This is a genomic window from Janthinobacterium sp. C22 (assembly GCF_057919405.1).
The window spans coordinates 5334068-5353359 of record NZ_CP193659.1; the positions used below are offsets into that span (position 1 = coordinate 5334068).

The 19292-nt window shown below is 55.4% G+C and carries 17 protein-coding genes and 1 pseudogene; 16 read left to right on the forward strand and 2 right to left on the reverse strand.

Annotation, left to right across the window (positions count from 1 at the left end; all coding sequences use genetic code 11):
• Window positions 1-76: 76 nt before the first annotated feature.
• The 3 genes and pseudogenes from ACRHIG_RS24915 to ACRHIG_RS24925 all read left to right on the forward strand — a co-directional run bounded on the left by ACRHIG_RS24915 (window position 77) and on the right by ACRHIG_RS24925 (window position 2414).
• Window positions 77-1729: a histidine kinase gene (locus ACRHIG_RS24915; RefSeq protein ID WP_489628249.1), complete on the forward strand. Its 1653-nt coding sequence runs from the start codon at window positions 77-79 to the stop codon at window positions 1727-1729.
• Window positions 1726-2004: pseudogene (locus ACRHIG_RS24920) on the forward strand (response regulator); the annotation flags it as partial. The gene ACRHIG_RS24915 and the pseudogene ACRHIG_RS24920, both read left to right, overlap by 4 nt.
• A 131-nt stretch (window positions 2005-2135) precedes the next feature.
• Window positions 2136-2414: a LytTR family DNA-binding domain-containing protein gene (locus tag ACRHIG_RS24925; RefSeq protein ID WP_489628250.1), complete on the forward strand. Its 279-nt coding sequence runs from the start codon at window positions 2136-2138 to the stop codon at window positions 2412-2414.
• 8 nt (window positions 2415-2422) lie between these two features.
• Here ACRHIG_RS24925 and ACRHIG_RS24930 read toward each other — a convergent pair whose 3' ends face one another.
• Window positions 2423-3295 carry a M90 family metallopeptidase gene (locus ACRHIG_RS24930; RefSeq protein WP_475413699.1) on the reverse strand — a complete coding sequence of 291 codons (873 nt, stop codon included), beginning with the start codon at window positions 3293-3295 and terminating at the stop codon, window positions 2423-2425.
• Between the two features lie 269 nt (window positions 3296-3564).
• Entirely contained in the window at window positions 3565-4065 is a 501-nt protein-coding gene (locus tag ACRHIG_RS24935) for a winged helix-turn-helix domain-containing protein (RefSeq protein ID WP_223278908.1), read from the reverse strand.
• Between the two features lie 467 nt (window positions 4066-4532).
• Here ACRHIG_RS24935 and ACRHIG_RS24940 point away from each other — a divergent pair, with 467 nt between their 5' ends.
• The 13 genes from ACRHIG_RS24940 (at window position 4533) to ACRHIG_RS25000 (ending at window position 19271) form a co-directional block, all read left to right on the forward strand.
• Entirely contained in the window at window positions 4533-4769 is a 237-nt protein-coding gene (locus ACRHIG_RS24940; RefSeq protein WP_475413700.1) for a hypothetical protein, read from the forward strand.
• A gap of 404 nt (window positions 4770-5173) precedes the next feature.
• Entirely contained in the window at window positions 5174-6175 is a 1002-nt protein-coding gene (locus ACRHIG_RS24945) for an ABC transporter substrate-binding protein (RefSeq protein WP_489628251.1), read from the forward strand.
• A gap of 30 nt (window positions 6176-6205) precedes the next feature.
• Complete coding sequence (locus tag ACRHIG_RS24950) at window positions 6206-7027, forward strand: ABC transporter permease (RefSeq protein WP_489628252.1); 822 nt, start codon at window positions 6206-6208, stop codon at window positions 7025-7027.
• An 11-nt stretch (window positions 7028-7038) separates the two neighbouring features.
• A complete protein-coding gene (locus ACRHIG_RS24955; protein ID WP_489628253.1) occupies window positions 7039-7830 on the forward strand; it encodes an ABC transporter ATP-binding protein in 792 nt (263 codons plus the stop codon).
• Between the two features lie 30 nt (window positions 7831-7860).
• Window positions 7861-9720: a sensor histidine kinase gene (locus ACRHIG_RS24960; RefSeq protein WP_489628254.1), complete on the forward strand. Its 1860-nt coding sequence runs from the start codon at window positions 7861-7863 to the stop codon at window positions 9718-9720.
• 44 nt (window positions 9721-9764) lie between these two features.
• The gene (locus ACRHIG_RS24965; RefSeq protein WP_489628255.1) at window positions 9765-11111 is read left to right on the forward strand and encodes a sigma-54-dependent transcriptional regulator; all 1347 of its coding nucleotides are present in this window, start codon (window positions 9765-9767) and stop codon (window positions 11109-11111) included.
• A gap of 105 nt (window positions 11112-11216) precedes the next feature.
• The gene (locus tag ACRHIG_RS24970) at window positions 11217-11555 is read left to right on the forward strand and encodes a hypothetical protein (RefSeq protein WP_489628256.1); all 339 of its coding nucleotides are present in this window, start codon (window positions 11217-11219) and stop codon (window positions 11553-11555) included.
• A gap of 11 nt (window positions 11556-11566) precedes the next feature.
• A complete protein-coding gene (locus ACRHIG_RS24975; RefSeq protein ID WP_489628257.1) occupies window positions 11567-12247 on the forward strand; it encodes a hypothetical protein in 681 nt (226 codons plus the stop codon).
• Between the two features lie 923 nt (window positions 12248-13170).
• Window positions 13171-14502 carry an HlyD family secretion protein gene (locus ACRHIG_RS24980; RefSeq protein ID WP_489628258.1) on the forward strand — a complete coding sequence of 444 codons (1332 nt, stop codon included), beginning with the start codon at window positions 13171-13173 and terminating at the stop codon, window positions 14500-14502.
• 16 nt (window positions 14503-14518) lie between these two features.
• Window positions 14519-15733, forward strand: a complete 1215-nt coding sequence (locus tag ACRHIG_RS24985; protein WP_489628259.1) for a Fic family protein — start codon at window positions 14519-14521, stop codon at window positions 15731-15733.
• A gap of 47 nt (window positions 15734-15780) precedes the next feature.
• Complete coding sequence (locus ACRHIG_RS24990) at window positions 15781-16458, forward strand: hypothetical protein (protein ID WP_489628260.1); 678 nt, start codon at window positions 15781-15783, stop codon at window positions 16456-16458.
• Between the two features lie 340 nt (window positions 16459-16798).
• The gene (locus ACRHIG_RS24995; RefSeq protein ID WP_489628261.1) at window positions 16799-17002 is read left to right on the forward strand and encodes a hypothetical protein; all 204 of its coding nucleotides are present in this window, start codon (window positions 16799-16801) and stop codon (window positions 17000-17002) included.
• A 148-nt stretch (window positions 17003-17150) separates the two neighbouring features.
• Entirely contained in the window at window positions 17151-19271 is a 2121-nt protein-coding gene (locus tag ACRHIG_RS25000; protein ID WP_489628262.1) for a peptidase domain-containing ABC transporter, read from the forward strand.
• Window positions 19272-19292: the final 21 nt, after the last annotated feature.

Genomic DNA, 19292 nt, shown 5'->3' on the forward strand with positions numbered 1-19292 from the left:
GCGGACTGCATGAACGGCACCGGGGAGCATGAAAATGTTGCAAAGGGTTGGCAAATGAACAGCTACAATGCCCGCCATGCCCTCCCTCTTCCGCTACCTGTTGCTGTGCTGCCTGGCCTTGCCTTCTTTCGCCTGCGCCATGCATCCGCTCTGGCTGGACGAAGGCTGGCGCACCTGCGGCGCGAGTCCCTCCGCGCCCGCCGCCACACTGCGGCAGTTGCTCCGGCCGGGCCAGCTGCTGTGCATCGAGCGCGAACTGGTCCTGGCCGCCACGCCGTCGTCGACGCAGCTGCTGGTCCTGTCGGCGCTGGCTTCCAGCGAGCTGTGGCTCGATGGCAACTTGATCGGCAGCAATGGCCTGCCGGCCCGCCAGGCTGTCGATGAAAGGCCGGGCGACATCGATTTCGCCATCCACCTGACGCCACAACAGTTGACCGTAGGCAAGCACCACCTGCGCCTGCTGCTATCGACGCAGCAGGCGCCGGCCCGCCTGGTGTCACCATTCTATGCGCTGTACCTGGTCGACCGCCAAGAGTACCGCGCGGCGCTGGCCTGGTACCGGCTGCCGCCGCTGCTGCTGGCCGGCGCGCTGGGCGCCGTCGCCCTGCTCTTCCTCGCCTTGACGGCGCTGTACCAGCGGCAGCGGCACTGGACCATGTTTGCCGCGCTGTGCCTGGTGGCGGCGCTGCTGCTGGTGGCGGAACTCTGGCGCAGCGTTACCGGCTACGCCTACCCCTGGCACTTGCCGCGCCTGTATGCCGTCAGCGCCCTGACCTGGCTGTTTTCCGCCCTGCTGCCCCTGTATTTTTATACGGCCTGGCGCCTGCCCCGTTGGCCGCTGGCGGCGGCGGTGTTGCTCGCGTGCATTGCGCTGGCCGGCGCGCTACCCGCGCATTTCGACGCCCGGTGCTGGCTGATGTTTCTGACGGGCCTGACAGCGAGTCTGCTGCTCAACCTGGGCGCCCTGTGGCGCCGCCTGCCGGGCAGCCGCGGCGGCACCTTGATCGCGCTGGCCTCGTGCGCCCTGTTCCTGCTGACGGGCAGCCAGTTTGCCGAAGGCGGCTTCGCCCTCGTCGTGTGCTTCCTGCTGCTGCCCCTGTGCGCGCAATTGCTGGCGCAGCTGTTGAGCGAACGCAGCAAGGCGGCGCGCGCCCGGCAGCTGGAAAACCAGCTCTTGCGCAAAAGCATGCAACCGCATTTCCTGATGAATTCCCTCAGCCTGATCAGCGAACTCAATGCCCAATCGCCGCAGGCGGCCGAAACCTTCATCGAGGCGCTGGGAGCCGAGTTGCGCATGCTCAATGAGTTTGCCCAGCAACCGAGCATCGCCCTGACGCAGGAACTGGCCCTGTGCCAGAATTACCTGAGCATCATGGGCACGCGGCTGCAGCAGCCGTGCCGTTTGCAGTTCGATGGGGAGGCGGCGGGCATCACCGTGCCGCCCGCCATCTTGCTGACGGCGCTGGAAAATGCGTTCAGCCATAACCGCTACCGCCACGGCGCGGCCTTTATCCTGCGCATCGCAAAAGATGCGCAAACGCACGTGCTCACCCTGCGGATGCCCGAGGGCGAGGCACGCCCGCACGCGGGCAGCGGCGTGGGCGAACAGTACATCCGCTCCAGCCTGCATGCCGTATTCGGCGATGCGGCCAGCTATGCCTGTGAATATGCCAGCGAACAGCCGCCGACAGGCTGGCGCCTCACCTTTACCTTGCCGGCGGCCCCATGAACGTATTGATACTGGAAGATGAACCGCTGATCGCGCAAGGCCTGGAACGCGAGGTGCGCGCGCATTTCGGGACGCGCCTGGCGGCGCTGGTGCTGCATGACAATGTGCCGCAAGCGCTGGCCGCCCTGGCGCAGAACAAGATCGACTTGCTGCTGCTGGATTTGAACCTGCACGGCGGGGATGGCTATGACCTGCTGCGTCTGGCCCAACAAGCCCCGTTCCAGACCATCATCGTCTCGGCCCACGCGGAGCGCTCGATCACGGCCTTCGAATTCGGCGTGCTCGATTTCGTCGCCAAGCCCTTCAGCCGCGAACGGCTGCACAAGGCGCTGCAACGCTACACGGGGCGGCATACGCAAGCGGCCTCGCTGGCCGTCAAGAAACGGGGGCGCTGGAATGGATCGCCATGGCCGAGATCGACCACGTGCAAGCCGATGGCCACTACAGCAACATCGTGCTGCGCAGCGGCGAACAGTGCTTTCACGACTTGCCGATCGACAAGCTCATGGCCCTGCTGCCGCCCCATTTCCTGCGCGTGCACCGCTCCTACCTCGTCAACAGCCTGGGTTTCAAACGGCTGCAGATCGCCGCGGGCGGCAGATACGCGCTCGACACGCAAACCAGCACGGGCATCCCCGTCTCGCGCAGCAGCTATCCCGCGCTGAAACAGCGGTTGCTGGGCTGAAGCCCCGCCTACCAGTGGGGCGCGTAATTGGGAAACGGCGAGGCCATGTGTTCGGGCTCCACAGGCGGCGCCATCCAGTCGCGCGGGTCGACCTTGTAGTACTGCAAGAATTGCGCATACAGTTCTTCGTGGTGCTCGGCCATCTGGTACGGCTTTTCAAAGAAGGTTTCCGTCGCCACGGCAAAGAATTCGGCGGGATTCGTGGCGCCGTAATGGTCCATCACGCTGTGCTGCTGATAGATGGCGTCGTGGCGCAGGTTGTCGAAGTCGCGCGACAGCACGGTGGCCCAGCTGCGGTAGCTCGACACGCTGGGCAGGTAGGGCGCGCCATTCGCGGCGCCCGATTCGCTGTCGAGCTGGTGGGCGAATTCATGCAGCACGACGTTGTGGCCATCGGTCCAGTCGGCCGCACCGCGCTGCACGTGGTCCCAGGCCAGCACCACGCGGCCATCGCCCCAGGATTCGCCCAATAGACCATTGGCCGATGGCGTGACCACGCCGCCCGGCCCCACTTCATTGCGCGTGACGATGAATTCCGTGGGGTACACGAGGATGGTGTCGAGTTCCGGATACACCTGGGTCTGGCGATTCAGCAGCAGCAAGCACGCCTGACCGGCGATGGTGTAGCGCATCTCGTCCGTGATCTCCAGGCCGCCGCAGCCGACGAATTTCTTCTGATACAGGAATTGCACGACGAGCCGGCGCAACTGCTGCTGCAGCGGCGCCGGCATGCGCGGATACACGGGAATATTCTTTTCCAGCACGGCCAGGCCTTCCGGCGGCAAGGGCCTGGACAGGGCACGCTTCAAGCGCCAGCGGGGGAACCATAATGAAAAGACGATGGCGGCCGTGACGAGGGCGATCCACAGGAACGGATTCATGCGGCAGTCCGTTTCAGGCAGCGCAATGGCGGGAACGATAACAGGGCGGCGTAGGCAGACAAGGACAAGCTCCTTCAAGTGAACCCGCGCGTTGCGGGCAGCAGTCCAGCCCACATGGGGTTGATTAATATCTTTTCAATCCGCCAAGCTCAAAGGGCTTGCCCCAACGCCAAAAGCCGGGTTGTCACCCGGCTTTCGACATGCATCTGAGAATCGAAACAACAAGCATTCCGCCTGCCAGCCGCCAGGCGGCCCCGCAGGCGCGGAAATTACTCGGCCGATTTTTGCTGCGGCGCACCGAACAAGGCGGCCACCAGCGGATCGCGCGTCACGGGACCGCGGTTGACGCGGATGGCGTAATGCGTGTCATCGGCCAGGATGTGGAAGTGGCGGCCGCTGCCTGCCATGCTTTGCTCGCGCAGGCCGGGACGGTCCTTGCGCGGTGGCGCGCCTTCGCGTTTCGGCTGGACGATGGCGGCCAGGAAGGCGCGCACGCGCTCAGGATCCGGCGTCAGCTGGTACACTGCCTTGCCCAGGTAGGTGGCGGTGCCTTCGATGTAGCGGGCCAGTTCGATCACGCCCGCTTCGCGCAGGTCGCGGATGTATTTGCGGGCGCCCGATGGCGAAAACTTGAGGAACCAGGCGATTTCGTCGGCCAGCATCTCGTGCAGCGACAATTCGCCGATCAGTTTTTGCATGTTTTCGATGCGGCGCAGGGTGGCCGACGTCGAACGCACGCGCTCGATCGGTGCCATGGAAATGGGATTCATGCGTTCCGGGGGATGGGTGCTGCGCGTTCGACCATTTGCGAGCCTTTTTCGGGGCTACGAAGTTCCTGGTGCGCTGCCTTTAATTCGCTCTTCACGTGAGACTGAGTCATTGCATGCATTTGAATACTCCTTTTAAACGATTGCCGGTAGCCCGGATTGTTAAGTTCTTGGCAATTTTTATACCAGAACGCCACGAATCCTGAGCGTCTGGGCACAGAATGCCATCCTGCTCCTCACTGGTCTGTGCGTTAACGAACATTAGAAGCAAGAAAGTGAAAAATATTGCCCTGCTGAATTATTTCTCTCGCGGCATCTATAAAAGACATCTGAAAAACCCCGTATCCCATACGCGCACAAAGTGAAATAGCGAACAGAAGCGTCGGCATTCTTGCAATAAATTCAAGCTTCGCGCGCGGCGCCCGCCGTCCGCATCGCGCCAATTCTTAATATTTTGCAAAGGAACCATCATGAACATGCCTACTCTGCTGGCCGCCGCTGCCCTGGTCACCCTGTCCGCCTGCAAAAAACCGGCCGAGGCGCCGCTGCCTGAAACGGCGCCCAACCCCGCATCCGCCCCGCAGGTACTGCCCGCCCCCATGACGCCAGCCACGCCGGAAACGGGCCCGGGCAGCACCACGCCGCCCGCGCCGCTGACCGATCCGGCCACCGCGCCGGCCCTGCCGCCCGCCACGGCGCCGAAATAAGGCCCGCCAAAGCCGACCGATCAGGCGCCCGCGCGGCGCCGCCCCTACTCCACGGGGGAGTTACGCGTTGCCAGCCTGTTTGCAACGCGTTTTTTACGATTGGAGTCGGCCGCGCCATTTAGGTTCACCCGCATGCCGGCCCCCACGCGGCGCCAGCCCGCATCGCATCCACCGGCCAAAATGCGGCAATCCGCACAGCCTTTCCCCTCGCCGTGCGGAAAGGCGGAATCTCGCCATTTCCCATTTTCAATAGATTCAAATTAAACCTTTATAAACAATCACTTGCAATAAACGCCAAAATGCGCTCCACTGGCACGGAAGATGCTTTTATATTTTTGTAACCGCCACCAGAGCGGCAGCCTCACCCAATATAAAAACCATCTACCTTTTTTGGAGACAACAGCATGGCAAGCACCTTCCGCATCGCATCCGTCCTGAACACCAAGGCACTGGCCGTGGCCGTCGCACTGGCCGCGCAATTCCCGCTGGCGGCCCATGCGGCCGATCTGGTTCGCCTGGGCAACCTGAAATTCGCCCATTACGGCGCCGTCGCCTACATGAAGGAAATCGCGCCCAAATACGACCTGAAAATTGAAGAGCGCATCTTCGCCAAGGGCCTCGACATCGTGCCGGCCATGATCGCCGGCGAAATCGACGTCTCCGCCAGCGCGCTGGAAGCGGCCATCACGGGCCGCGCCACGGGCTTACCCGTGTACCTGGTGGGCGGCTTCGCCAAGGGCGGCGTGCAGATCGTCGGGCGTCCCGACCTGAACATCAAGGATATTGCTGGCCTGAAAGGCAAGAAAGTCGGCGTCACGCGCGGCGGCCCGCAGGAAATCCTGCTGTTTGCCGAATTGACCAAGGCCAAGCTGAGCTGGTCCGACAAGCCGGGCAAGGACGTGCAGATCCTGTACATGGGCTACCCTGACCTGAACCAGGCGCTGCTGACCAAGGATATCGACGTCATGAGCCAGTCCGAACCGTACTCGACGCAGGCCATCCACAAGAAATACGGCGCGGCCATCATCAAGCCCTACGACACGCCGCTGGGCGAGCCCGTGCGCGCGCTCGTGATGACGGAAAAGATGTACAAGGAAAAGCCGGCCGTGGCCCAGCGCTTCATGGATTGCTTCGTCGCCGCCACGCGGGCGTTCTTGGCCGACCCGAAACTGGCGGAAAAATACGTGCGCGAATCGATGTTCAAGAACCAGATCACGAGCGAGGATTACCGCGACGCCATCGACAACGCCATCTTCACGGAAGACATCACGCAAAGCCACGTGCAGCTGACCACCGACTACATGGTGAAATTCGGCGTGGGCCGCATGGCCAAGGCGCCTGCCGCCAAGGATTGGGTCAAGCTGGATCTGCTGGAAAAAGCCAAGAAGTCCTATGTCCCACGCTAACCACGACCACGCTAATCTGAAAGTGTCACGATGAATATTCAAATGATGAAACGCTTCGCGCACGGCGCCGCCGTGCCCGTCGCCGTGCTGCTGCTGTGGCAAGCCATGTCGACCTTCGGCTGGATCAACCCGCAAATCCTGCCCTCGCCCGTGGCCGTGCTGGTGAAGTGGTATGAATACCTGATGCCGATGCAAGCGTACACGCCCGAAGCGGGCAACTACCTGGTGTGGATGTTCTCCGGCGAACTGCCGCACGACGCCTGGGCCAGCCTGTCGCGCGTGCTGGGCGGCTTCGCCATCGGCGCCGGCCTGGCCTTGCCGCTGGGCTTGCTGATGGGCACCAACAAGACCATCTATAAACTGTTCGACCCGCTGGTGCAGGTGCTGCGCCCGATTCCACCGATCGCCTACATTCCGCTGGCGATCCTGTGGTTCGGCCTGGGCAACCCGCCCGCCTTCTTCCTGATCAGCATCGGTTCCTTCTTCCCCGTGCTGATGAATACCATCGCCGGCGTGCGCCAGGTCGACGGCATCTATATCCGCGCCGCACGCAACCTGGGCGCCAGCCAGATGACCATGTTCCGCCGCGTCATCCTGCCGGCGGCCACGCCGTATATCCTGGCCGGCGCGCGCATCGGCATGGGCACGGCCTTCATCGTCGTGATCGTGGCGGAAATGATCGCCGTGAATAGCGGCCTCGGTTTCCGCATCCTGGAAGCGCGCGAGTATTTTTGGTCTGACAAGATTATCGCCGGCATGTTTACCATCGGCCTGTTCGGCCTGGCCATCGACATGGCCATGAATGCCCTGAATAATCATTTGCTGCAGTGGCACCGCGGCCTGGAACACTGAGAGGAACGGCCATGACCACGATCAATATCAATGCAGTCAATAAAATCTTCACCACGGGCGGCGCGGACGTCATCGCCCTGAAAGACATCAACCTGGAAATCGCCAGCGGCGAGTTCATCTGCCTGCTGGGACCGTCCGGCTGCGGCAAATCGACCTTGCTCAACGCCATCGCCGGCTTTTCGCAGCCGACCTCGGGCCAGATCCTGGCCGGCGGCAAGCTGATCACCGAGCCCGGTCCCGACCGCGGCATGGTGTTCGAGGAATACGCGCTGTTCCCCTGGATGACCATCGAAAGCAATATCGCCTTCGGCCTGGAAATCGCCGGCAAGACGCCGGCCGAGATCACGGAACGGGTCGACATGCTGCTGAGCATGCTGGGCTTGACGGAATTCCGTGCCCGCTACCCGAAAGACTTGTCCGGCGGCATGCGCCAGCGCGTGGCGATTGCTCGCGTGCTGGCCCTCGATTCGCCTATCATGCTGATGGATGAACCGTTCGGCGCGCTGGACGCCTTGACGCGGCGCAACCTGCAAGATGAGTTGCTGAAAATCTGGAAAGTCTTCGGCACCACCATCGTGTTTGTGACGCACTCGATCGAGGAATCGATCTACCTGGCCGACCGCACCATCGTCATGACCTACCGTCCCGGCACCATCAAGCGCGACGTGGCCATCGAACTGCCCCGCCCGCGCGACCCGAGCGACCCCGAGTTCAACCGCCTGAAGCGCATGCTGGGCGAGATGGTGATGGAAGAGCAGCAAAGGCACCATAACGCCGAGACGATGGCCAGCACCGCCGATTGAGGTAGCTTGATTAAGCGACCGCAAACTTATTTGGGGTCTGACCCGGCGGGTCAGACCCCAAGGCTATTCGGCCCCCTGCTGGCCGTGGGCTCGCTGGCCGTGCTGACGTGGGCCTCGTATGCCTGGGTCAAGCAGCGTCAGCTCGATGAATTGCACCGCACGCTAGATTCGCGCGCGGAACTGTATGCGGCGTCCATCGGCGGCGCCCTGAACAAATACGAATTCCTGCCCCTGGCCGTGGCCCAGAGCGATGCGGTGGCGCAATTGCTGCAGCAGCCCAGCGCCGACAAGGTCACGCAGATCAATGCCTACCTGGTCGACATGAACCGCCGCGCCGGCGCCTTTGCCGTCTACGTGCTCGACGACAAAGGCACGACCCTGGCGTCGAGCAACTGGCAAGACCGCAGCTCGTATGTGGGCGTCAACTACGGCTTCCGCCCGTATTTCAAGAACGCCATCGCGGGCGGCATCGGCCGCTTCTACGGCATCGGCTTTTCCACCTTCGAGGCCGGCTATTTCATTTCGCAGCCCGTGCAGCGCGACGGGCGCATCCTCGGCATCGTCGCCGCCAAGGTCAACCTGGACTGGATCGAGCAATCGTGGCGCACGCCCGGTGCGGGCGAACAGATCTGGGTCAAGGATGCGAATGGCGTGATCATCCTGGCCACCACCCCCGCCTTCAAGTTCAAGACCCTGGCGCCTTTGTCGCCGGCCGCCAAGAAAGACATCAGCGAGCAGCGCCAGTTCCTGCAAGAAAATCTGCCCATCCTGCCGCACAAGGTGCAGCGCCAGTTCGCCGACGGCGCCAGCGTCATGACCCTGGAACGTCCCCAGGCTGGCGACTCCCCCGCCCTGTCCGGCAGTGCCGACAAGGCGGACTATCTGGCCGTGAACCGCGTGCTGGGCCCGCTGCAATGGCAAATCACCGTGCTGGCCGAGCTCGACCAGGTGAATGAGGCGGCGCGCAACGCGGCCATCGCCGCCGCGCTGGGCTGGGCCTTGCTGCTGCTGGCCCTGATGTATGCGCGCCAGCGCCGGCGCCGCATCGCCGACAAGCTCAATGCGCAACAGACGCTGGCCCGTGCCTATGAACAGCTGGAAATCAAGGTCGAGCAGCGCACGGCCGACCTCGTGCACGCGAACGGCCGCCTGCAGGCGGAAGTGGCCGAGCGCGAGCGGGCCGAGCAAACCTTGCGCTATGCCCAGGCGGAACTGGTGCAAAGCGGCAAGCTGGCCGCCATCGGCCAGATGGCGGCCGGCGTCACGCACGAGCTGAACCAGCCGCTGGCCGCCCTGCAGACGTTTTCCGACAATGCCAAGGTCTTTTTGGCACGCGGCCAGATCGATGACGCGCTCGACAACCTGTCGACCATTTCCGACCTCGTCAAGCGCCTCGGCTACGTCACCTCGCAACTGAAGGGCTTTGCGCGGCGCAGCGACGATGCCCGCAAGCCCGTCAGCGTGCGCCAGGCGTTTGCGCAAACCATGCTGCAAATCCGCACGCGCAAGCATTCGCAACGGCTGACCCTGCATGAAAGCTGGCTTGAGGACGACATCATCGTGCTGTGCAACGCCATCGGCCTGGAGCAGGTGTTCACCAACCTGATCACCAACGCCATGGATGCCGTGCCGGAAAGCGAACCCGTGCAGATCTGGTTCCAGGTACGCCGCGAAGGCGGCCTTGCCGTGCTGCATATCACCGATAATGGCCCCGGCATCCCGCTCGCTTCGCTCGACAAGATCTTCGACCCCTTCTATACCACCAAGGAACACGGGCTGGGCTTGGGATTATCGATCAGCGCTGGCATACTGCGCGCGGCCGGCAGCGCACTGGCCGTGCGCAACCGCAGCGCGCAGGAAGGGGCGGCGCACAATTTACCATCACCCTGAGCTGCGACCCGGGGGAGAATAAGATAGAGACGAAGGAATAGGGAATGCACGAGAATAATTTTGAGGGCATGCAAGTGCTGCTGGTGGAAGACGACGCCGTCGTGCGCAAGGGCGCCCGGCAATCGCTGGAACTGGCGGGCCTGCAAGTGACGGCCGTCGCCACGGCCGAGGAAGCGCTGCCCTACCTGGTGCCCGAATTTGCCGGCATTTTATTGAGCGACATCAAGCTGCCCGGCATGGATGGCTTGAAACTGCTCGATATCGCCGTGGCGCAGGATGCCAGCCTGCCCGTCATCCTCGTCACGGGCCATGGCGACGTGTCGATGGCCGTGGGCGCCATGCGCCGCGGCGCCTACGATTTCATCGAAAAACCGTTTTCCGCCGATCTGCTGGTGGAAGTGTGCCGCCGCGCCCTGGATAAACGCCACCTGGTGCTGGAAAACATGAACTTGCGCCGCCAGCTCGAACAGCGGGTGGGCATCGAGGCGCGCATCGTGGGCCGCAGCGCGGCCATGGCCAAGGTACGCCAGCTGGTGCTGACCCTGGCGCCGAAGTCGGCCGACATCATCATCCTCGGCGAAACGGGCACAGGCAAGGAACTGATCGCGCGCTGCCTGCACGACTTCAGCGAGCGGCGCGACCATCCTTTCGTGGCGATCAACTGCGGCGCCCTGCCCGAATCGATCTTCGAATCGGAACTGTTCGGCCACGAGGAAGGCGCGTTTACGGGCGCGCAGCGCCAGCGCATCGGCAAGATCGAGTACGCGAACGGCGGCACCCTGTTCCTCGACGAAATCGAAAGCATGCCGCTGGCCCTGCAAGTCAAACTGCTGCGCGTGCTGCAGGAACGGCAAGTCGAGCGTCTCGGTTCAAACAAACTCATTTCCGTCAATTTCCGCGTGATCGCCGCCGCCAAGGAGGATTTGAACGTGCTGGCGGAACAGGGCAAGTTCCGGCCCGACCTGTACTACCGCCTGAACGTGGCCAGCCTGACCCTGCCCGCGCTGCGCAACCGGCGCGAGGATATCCCCCTGCTGTTCGAGTTTTTCGTGCTGCAGGCGGCCCTGCGCTACGGCCAGCCGGCCGCCCTCGTCAGCGGCGAACTGATCGCCTCGCTGATGGCGCAGCGCTGGGCCGGCAACGTGCGCGAACTGCACAACGTGGCCGACCGCTTCGTGCTGGGCTTGCTGGACGACACCCTGAGCCCGGCCGGCTGCCGCGAGGCATCGCTGGCCGAACAGGTGGACACCTTCGAGATTTCCATCATCGAGGAAGCCTTGCGCCGCCACAATGGCAACGTCATCGACGCGGCCGCCAGCTTGAATATCCCGAAGAAAACCCTGTACGACAAGCTCAAGCGATTTGATATCTCGACGGAGCAATTCCGTTAATCTGAAGCAAATGGCCGACACAGCCATGGGGCGGCGTCCTACCCGTGCGGGCGGTCTCCTGTGTGAGAATGCAAGCTCTTATTCATTTCTGCACAGGACACTGCCATGAAAACCGCCGCTCTCTTGCTGGCCGCCACCCTGATGACCGTCGGCGGCGCCTGGGTGCAAGCCCAGTCGACGACAAACGTGAACCAGACGGGCAACCACACCAACAATGCCAACGATCCGGGCCAGCAATCGGACCAGTCCGACAAGCTCGACAACAAGGGCAAGCTGATCCACGACGGCAAGCCTGCCAAGACGCGCACCGACAAGCGCACGCGGCGCGGCAAGCCGACAGCATCCACACCCGCTGTGCCCAGCATCCCCCCGCCCCCGCAAAATAAGATCAGCGCTGCGCCACATTGCTCCAAGGCACGCTATCATCGCGCCTTTACAAGATAGCCGGGATGACAATGAAAGCAGCATGGCAAGCGATGGTGGCGGCAGGCGTATTCACGGCCGCGGGCGTACAGGCGGCGCCCACGGTGGGCGAGTGCATGGAACTGACGACGGGCGTCAAGTTCAGCAAGAACAATGGCGACGCGCAAGTCAACGTCGAGGAAGTCTTCGAAGGCAAGAAACTCAAGGGTATCCAGCTGATCCTCGACGGCGGCGTCTTGCTGGCCACGTCCTACCAGGATATCCGCGACGGCCAGGTCTTCCTGACGGGCACGGTCCATTACAACGAAGACGGCACCGTGCGCAGCAAGAACGTCTACGCGCCGCAGTCGGCCATCCCCGCCAGGATGCGTCCGGGCCAGGAAGTGCGCGTGCAATTCACCGACACGCAAACGAGCACCCACTACCCGCTGGCGGGCCTGTCCGACAAGATCACCACCTCCACGCGCACGGATCAACGCGATTTCTCGATCACCTTCCTGGGCTGGGAGCGCCTGGAACTGGGCGGGCGCCGCTTCCCCGACGCCTGCAAGTTCGAATTGCACGACGTGGGCGGCAAGAGCAAGGGCAAGAGCGGCGAATACGTGTGGTATGCGCAGGGTTTCGGCGTGATCATGACGGACAAGATTGACCAGGATGGCGACGTGCAGCCCGCGTATCGCATTGCGCTGACGAAGATCATCAGTGCGCCTTAATTATTTTTAACAGCATTGCGCTAGAATCGGCGACACCTTTTTTATTAGGAAATCATGTCGCCGATGAACACAAACGCTCATTTATGCAATTCCCAAATGTCAATGGCGTCGCTTGCCTCTGCCTCTGTCCACCAGCGTGCAAGTATTGCGTACCACGTTCCTGCAATGTAAACAGTTTCCTCATGTGCTGCGTTTCAAGCAACTCCTGCGAATATTGCCGAAGCTGCCATCTACTTACTGACAGAGATATACCCGGCCACTTGTAGAGCTTCAAGGTGATAGTAATGTCATTCCAGGCCAACATCAGGATCGATGAGAACAACCTGGCCTAACAATATTCTGGCTGAATTTTGTCAATTTTCTGATGCCTCCCCTCCATACCGCTTATCATCCCAGTCAGCATAGCCTATACATACAGGCTGTCCCCCGCCTATCCCTCCTCAGTAATTTCCGCCTCAGTCAAATTAGGGCGGTTAAATGCCCCAGCAAATCCCTTTCACCCATCAATCCCCGTCCTCGGTATAAATGCATACCAATCGCAGAGCAGCAAGTTTATATGAATTTCCCCATCCATGATCATAAGTATGGATGTCAATATTCCACAACCACATCAATTTGATCCAACGAACGAATTTCATGCAAGCCTTTCCCACATCGCAGAAAATATCCGCCAAAAAATCTGGCAACATGTGCCAATTCTGAAATATTAAGCAACAAATTATAGGTATTGAAAAATAAAATTTAAAAAAATATAAAAATTTCTAAATTAAAACTTTTTTTCATAACAACTCTCCATTTTTATTTTTTTGCAAATATAATTAAATAACACAAGGTTCGTGAATTAACCATTGTCGCCCCTGCCACTGCCATTAAATTTCACGCTTATTTATCTAAAACAATACAAATGGCACACTCGGACATGAATGAAAACCTCGATTTTCATAAAAATAAAAAATCAATATACGATCCAATTCACAAAGATCCAAATAAATTACTTGGTGAGATTTTTCGACGCGAAGCGATTCAACATTCCAAAAGATCAATGGGAGTTCCGATTAGACAATTGGGAGTCAGCGCGTGGATCTTATCTGTTTTTTCTTGCCCTACTCACCACCACCGTGGCTTTTTTATTTAACACAAAATACGCAAGAAAGGAAACAGTATCGGGCCATGTAACCCCATTGGAAGGTTCATTCCGCATTACTTCACAATACATCGGAATTGCTAATAAAATATTAATACATGAGGGTCAGCAAGTTAAAGCTGGGGAAGAGTTAATTGTAGTGACAGCCAATCCAGTACTGGAAGATGGTTCATCCCTTGCAGACAACTTAAAAAACATTCAAAAGACTCAGCGCGAAGCACAGGTACGACAAGAAACAGCGAAAATGAATCAATTAGCACAGCAAATGGAAGAGGTTACAACTAGGCAAAAAAGTGTCCGTGAGGATTTATTACGACTAACAGATGCTCGGAAATTATTGGAGCGTCGACTTGACCTACAACTACAAAATCTGGCTGCAAATCGCCAACTAGCGGAAAAGGGTATGGTTTCATCCGCATTCCTACGGCAACACGAAGATGCCGTTCTCTCGATACAGCAACAAATTCAGGAATCGCAACGAGAATATGAGCTGCAAAAAGGTCGCCTCGCCGAACTCATACCACAGCTGGGGCGTTTATCCGCTGATGCGGACCTTGCCAAACATTCAGCCGTATCATTACGAGCAGAAATGCAGGAAAAAGAATTAAATTCTGATTCCCAACTTTCTCGTCACCTTATTTCACCCATCGATGGAATCGTGACAGCTCTGCAAATTCATACTGGAGCGCCTGTCAGCCAAAATCAAACTCTGGCTGTCATTGTACCTTCAACAGGTGCTGCCAGTACCGATACACAGCTTGAGGTGGAACTATGGGCTCCATCCAAGGCAATTGGTTTTGTTAAGCAAGGCGCCAAGGTACGCATAATGTATGACGCATTCCCTTATCAGACCTTCGGGGTAGGTCATGGCATAGTACGTGACGTCTCAGGTAGCCCGGTAATGCCTGGCGACCTGCCACTTCCGCTGGATACCAAAGAGCAGTTATTTCGTATTCGAGTCAAGCTGGTGCGGATGAATCTTGAAGCGTATGGCCAAAACTGGACGTTATATCCAGGCATGCGTTTGTCTGCAGATCTAATTCTTGAAGAAGAATCATTAATTAACTGGATATTTGGTCCACTCCGTGCAGCGGCGAAACGCTCAATTTAAAGCCAATCTGAAATATATGAACTCAATTCACTACTCTCCCCTCCCATGGGCACAGTTAAATGCAGCCACACGGATCCGATGCCAACGGATCGACGCGCTCCTTAGCACGGCGTTAAAAAAACCATCATTAAGTTACGAACAGCTGAGCCATTTCACTTATGCGCCGGCGAATAGCATAGCTATTCGGGACGAAATTAGAACTGAGTTAATAAAACGTCAGAACACTGGTTATTTTCTTGGTCAAGAAAAAATCTGCATGCAGCGGGCCATCGCGGAGGGATTGCCGAATATGGAAGAATCGGTTTATACAACGGCATGTCAACTACGTAGAATTTTTTTCAAAGACGCTGAGCCGCTGAGAAAATTCGATGTTACAATAAAATATCTTCCTGAACTACACATTCCTCCTCCATCGGAAGCATCTCCTATATTCCTAAATGTTTCGAAATTCTCAGAAGGTCCAGCTATTTTTGGAGCATTGCAACTTTATCTGATTATTTTGTCCGTACATCCTTTTTCCGATGGCAATGGGAGAGTTGCCAGAACAATGTTCAATTTGCATCTGAAAAATAAATATGACCATGACATTTCCTATCTTCCCTTGGCAGAATTGAGCAAACTCAAGAATGGTGTATATGAGGAACTTTTGGCACGCGCCATTATCGATGGAAAATATCTGAAGATATTCAATTACATGTTAGACATCATAATCGAATATGTAAGATTCATGAGAACTCTCCCGACTCCCACCATGGAGAATGACGTAACTCGCAGTTATGCTCTTGCAGCCAGTCGCGTTAAAAGCCCTGACCCCACCAATCCAAATTCAGCACCGCCATACTTTATTTCAATAAAAAATGTGCTGGAATGCAAATTCAACAAAGACATAAATTATTCATTTTTTCATGCAATTATTTCGATTGAAAATGAACTTAAAAAATATGGACAAGTGAAGTTCGCACTTTCCTGCCTGGATCAATTAACTGAAAACGGCAAAAACAAAATAAATTCATTAACATTTTTTCTAAAAATTTTCCATAAGGAGGAGTTGATACTACGGGCACGCCAACTGCGGGCACGGCACGGCTGCATTGAAAACATTCAATTTGCAGAAATCACAGGTGATGCCTTACTTGACGCAAAAATACTGATCAATAATTCCGCTCAATACAGTTCAAAAAGTAATGATCACTACCATTGCCCAGTAATTTTGCATGATTTCACTGTCTAAATAAGTGGCATCACTACATTTAAATCACATAAAGAATGAAATGAACTATGCGTCAAATTCCTGATGATATGCTTGAACTCATTTGTGGTGGCTATGGCTGGTCAAGCGAGACCGGAACTATGCCCATTGTAGTTATTGAAGGCGGCCCCGGCGGATGGGGAGGTGGCTGGGGCGGCGGCGGCGGTAGTTGGGGTGGTGGAGACTTGACGCCGTCTGATCCCGGAGGAGGTAGTGGCGGTGGTCCTGACGTACCAGACGACAGCTGCACGCATTCCTCTCCTGCTCCGGCCATCACTCCAACAGGTGTTAATCTTGAGAGCTTGCGTGACATGATCATGAATGCAGCAAATCAGATCAAAGCGACCGCAGACTATCAGGATAATGAACATGGAGTAGTGATCGTGCGTGCTAGTGATGGCACGCTGCGCTCCAGCGCGATCAGTACAGGCGTCAGTGACGGCAATACTATCAATGTGGACTTACACACAGGTGAGAAAATTGTTGGCTGGCTACACTCTCATCCAGAGACCAATATAGAGCAAACAAAACAATCACCTTTTGACGTCGAGCAGCGAAAACAGTTAATTGCTGCAAATTACGCTGATGCTGGAATGCTCACTTACATTCTGGATGTCAAATCAAATGGCGTCTTTGAATATGCTGCAAACAGCAACAAAAATACAGAACCAAAGAATAACATCGCCACAGATACAACTTGTCACTAATGAATTCACCATAAATACATGAAAATTTTGTAGGCTAGTCTTATCGGATATCAAAAAAACGATATCCGATAATTAAATAACATCAAAATATATTACCAAAAATGAAAAATAAGATAACGCTCGCATTCTGGATGACAGTCCTTTTTTGCGGAAAATCATCAGGTGAAATTGTCACAGTATCTTCCGGCACAGCGGCAAAACAGGAGATTATTACTTATAAAACAGTATGCACGGATTCGATATATGAATTGAAAATAGACAAAAAAATGGGGCTATAAAATACTCCAACACCAGCATCAGGGAAGGCACCAATACTGAAATTGATATATCAAATTCCGAAATGGCAAAATTCTTTTTTGACAGATCGTACTTTGGTAATTTTGCAACATACTGCGGTGATGGATTGCACATTGACTATCGAGGATTCCAAGTCAATAAAAAAGTTCCAGACGTTGGGTTTAACTACAGAGCAACCATTTCCAATAATGGAAAAATTGCAAGAGATAATAAATTCAATGACTTACCAATCGATGAAACGCCTTGACATATATGAAATTGATTACTTGGAAACATAAATAAAACCATAAAAACTCTTAAAAATTATCTTACACAATCTAAAACTCTCCAATGATGGAAAGCTCCCCTTTTCACTATAAACATACTGCTGCTTTCAATACGAAAAGGTAATTATTGTGCGTCAAACAGAACTATCCGAATGCGGCCTTGCCTGCTTGGCAATTGTATCTAGAATAATGGGATCCGATATTGACATGTCGCTTCTCAGAAGAAAATATAAAATTTCTTCCAGAGGCATGACCTTGAAGGAGGTTAGAGATATAGGTACAGACCTGGGCATGGTAGGAAGAGCAATTTCCTGTGAAGTCAATGAACTACGCAATTTAAAATGCCCAGCAATTCTGCATTGGGGATTTCAACATTTTGTAGTACTTGAACGAGTAAAACGGGACAGGGTAGTTCTGAATGATCCTGCGTTGGGAAAACGAATTCTTGGCATGGAAGAAGTCTCGAAGAATTTCACCGGTGTTGCACTCGAACTAACACCTACCGCTCAATTTATAAAGCGCAAGCAAGCAAGTCCTTTGAGTTTGAGTTCATGGTTCAGAGTTGTTCCTGAAATGTATGCTCCGCTGCTCCAAACAATCCTATTATCATTACTACTACAGGCTTACATTATAGCTGCGCCATTTTACATCCAGCTGTCCATCGATCAAGCTGCATTAAAAGGCGATCGTGATATTTTAATGGTACTCGCCCTTGGCTTCGGATTGTTTTGCATATTTAATTCTGGAGCAAGCCTGCTGCGTGGTATCGTTACCACCAAGCTAACTGCATTATTAAATTGGGACATGACACTACGACTATTTCGGCACATGTTAAGGCTCCCATTACCTTGGTATCAACGCCGTAGGCTAGCCGATATCCTTTCACGCTTTGAGGCTATCGGACCAGTACGTGACCTGCTATCCGGAACATTAGTGGCGGTTGTCGTGGACGGCATGCTGGCGATAATAACGCTGATAATGATGCTTACATTTTCGGCAAAACTTACCTTGATAGTGTTGAGCGGCTTTCTCCTATACATAATTATCCGCCTTGCAGCCCTACCTCTCACCATACGCTACGGCATGGAAGCGATTACCTCAAGAATATCAGAAAATGGCAAACGTATTGAGAGCATTCGTGCCATTCAGACTTTAAAAGTCATGGGGGCCGAACCTGAGCGAGAAAGTGATTGGGCAAATAAATTTTCAAATACAATAAAGTGCGATCAAAAAGTAGCCCTGGCCAATTTATCTTTCTTAACCACGCAAAATTTAGTCGACGGATTAATACGTGTCGCCCTCATCTATCTCGGGGCTGCGGCAATAATAACAGGAGAAATGAGCGTTGGAATTTTTTATGCTTTTCTCACTTATCAAGCACAATTTTCCAGCAAAGCTAGCCTACTATTTGACCAAATAGTAAATTGGCGGATGACTGATATCTACTCATATCGCCTAGCAGATATAGTTCTAGCAGAAAAAGAAGAAGGCATTGATGACTACAGGACCAGTCAAACGGAAATTAATGGAAATTTTGAGATCTGCAACCTCAGCTTTTCATATGCCCCTCAGGAAATGCCTATTTTTAAAAATATTTCCTTGAAAATATCGGCCGGCGAGTTTGTAGCCATTGTCGGTCCATCAGGATCTGGAAAATCTACATTTTTGAAGGTTTTATGCGGTTTGTACCCAGCATCAAATGGTGAGGTTCATATCGATGGACGCTCGCTTTCCTCCTGGGGGCCGCGTGCGATACGTAGATCACTGGGCGTCGTCATGCAAGATGACGAATTACTCTCGGGTACTATAGCCGAAAATGTAGCATTCTTTGACGAAGATATCGATATGGATGAAGTCTGGTCATGTCTGTCACAGGCATCAATTTCGGAAGACATTGCGAAAATGCCATTGCGAGCGGAAACATTAATTGGCGACATGGGCAGCAGTCTCTCCGGTGGACAAAAACAGCGGTTGCTATTGGCACGAGCGCTTTATCGCAAGCCACGTGTCCTTATCCTGGATGAAGCCACGTCACATCTTGACATGGCCAGAGAATCCGAAATTAACAAGGCTTTAGGTAGTTTGAAGATCACCAGAATTATCGTGGCTCACAGAAAGGAAACTATCGAGGCCGCGGACCGCGTGATTTGCCTGGATAATGGGGTAGTTGCTTTTGATAACATCAAAAAGAAGAAAAATGCATTCCCTGAAATTTTGGTCAGGGAAATCCCTTCACCCATCGCCCACTAACAGGGAATTTTCAATTTTGCG

Coding starts and splice junctions, on each gene's coding strand:
- ACRHIG_RS24940 (WP_475413700.1), top strand. CDS start 4,533: ATGAACATGCCTACTCTGCTGGCCGCCGCTGCCCTGGTCACCCTGTCC.
- ACRHIG_RS24975 (WP_489628257.1), top strand. CDS start 11,567: ATGAAAGCAGCATGGCAAGCGATGGTGGCGGCAGGCGTATTCACGGCC.
- ACRHIG_RS24955 (WP_489628253.1), top strand. CDS start 7,039: ATGACCACGATCAATATCAATGCAGTCAATAAAATCTTCACCACGGGC.
- ACRHIG_RS24995 (WP_489628261.1), top strand. CDS start 16,799: ATGGCAAAATTCTTTTTTGACAGATCGTACTTTGGTAATTTTGCAACA.
- ACRHIG_RS24970 (WP_489628256.1), top strand. CDS start 11,217: ATGAAAACCGCCGCTCTCTTGCTGGCCGCCACCCTGATGACCGTCGGC.
- ACRHIG_RS24990 (WP_489628260.1), top strand. CDS start 15,781: ATGCGTCAAATTCCTGATGATATGCTTGAACTCATTTGTGGTGGCTAT.
- ACRHIG_RS24935 (WP_223278908.1), bottom strand. CDS start 4,065: ATGAATCCCATTTCCATGGCACCGATCGAGCGCGTGCGTTCGACGTCG.
- ACRHIG_RS24915 (WP_489628249.1), top strand. CDS start 77: ATGCCCTCCCTCTTCCGCTACCTGTTGCTGTGCTGCCTGGCCTTGCCT.
- ACRHIG_RS24965 (WP_489628255.1), top strand. CDS start 9,765: ATGCACGAGAATAATTTTGAGGGCATGCAAGTGCTGCTGGTGGAAGAC.
- ACRHIG_RS24945 (WP_489628251.1), top strand. CDS start 5,174: ATGGCAAGCACCTTCCGCATCGCATCCGTCCTGAACACCAAGGCACTG.
- ACRHIG_RS24980 (WP_489628258.1), top strand. CDS start 13,171: ATGAAAACCTCGATTTTCATAAAAATAAAAAATCAATATACGATCCAA.
- ACRHIG_RS24925 (WP_489628250.1), top strand. CDS start 2,136: ATGGCCGAGATCGACCACGTGCAAGCCGATGGCCACTACAGCAACATC.
- ACRHIG_RS24930 (WP_475413699.1), bottom strand. CDS start 3,295: ATGAATCCGTTCCTGTGGATCGCCCTCGTCACGGCCGCCATCGTCTTT.
- ACRHIG_RS24950 (WP_489628252.1), top strand. CDS start 6,206: ATGAATATTCAAATGATGAAACGCTTCGCGCACGGCGCCGCCGTGCCC.
- ACRHIG_RS24985 (WP_489628259.1), top strand. CDS start 14,519: ATGAACTCAATTCACTACTCTCCCCTCCCATGGGCACAGTTAAATGCA.